The organism is Pseudoclavibacter sp. RFBJ3, assembly GCF_002931375.1.
GTDB lineage: Bacteria > Actinomycetota > Actinomycetes > Actinomycetales > Microbacteriaceae > Pseudoclavibacter.
Window position 1 is genome coordinate 1 of the sequence record NZ_PSXZ01000049.1, and the last position, 503, is coordinate 503.

At 59.8% G+C, this 503-nt stretch carries 1 protein-coding gene; it reads right to left on the reverse strand.

Going from position 1 to position 503, the window contains the following annotated elements:
* Window positions 1-70 precede the first annotated feature (70 nt).
* On the reverse strand, window positions 71-451 hold the full coding sequence (locus C5E07_RS19085) for a nuclear transport factor 2 family protein (protein ID WP_104301657.1): 381 nt from the start codon (window positions 449-451) through the stop codon (window positions 71-73).
* Between the last annotated feature and the right edge of the window lie 52 nt (window positions 452-503).

The following is a 503-nucleotide window of genomic DNA, read 5'->3' on the forward strand; positions in this document are numbered from 1 at the left end:
AACGATCGTTACCGAGCGACGGCACCCAGCTGGCCGGTTGGGTGCTGGCGTAGAACTCGAGCCAAGGGCTCTATGCGGACGGTTCGGCGCTGCCCGCCACTACTTGCCAACGACCTTCGATGATCGACCAAAAGCGGCGGTACATCATGCGAGCCTCGATGCGGTGGCCTCCATCGAATACGACGATGTCTACGAGCGACGATGTCCGGCCATGACCATCATGTTCCAGAGTTGACCGATGAAGCTCCGACAGCTTGTCGAATCGTGTTGCACCCGAGGCATGAGCATCGAGATCGGCAGCACGGCCCATCACTGACTCGTCCGGCAGCTCGAAGGCCAGGCCCTCGTATAGCAACTCGCGAAGATGGCTCACGTCGCCACCCCGCATGGCTTGGTGAAGAGCATCCTGGGCTTGGTCGATGGAGCGCCCTTGATCGTCCCGTGTCGTCATGTGACAAGGCTAGTGTGCGGTTTCCGCAGACTGTGATTGACCCGAAAACGAT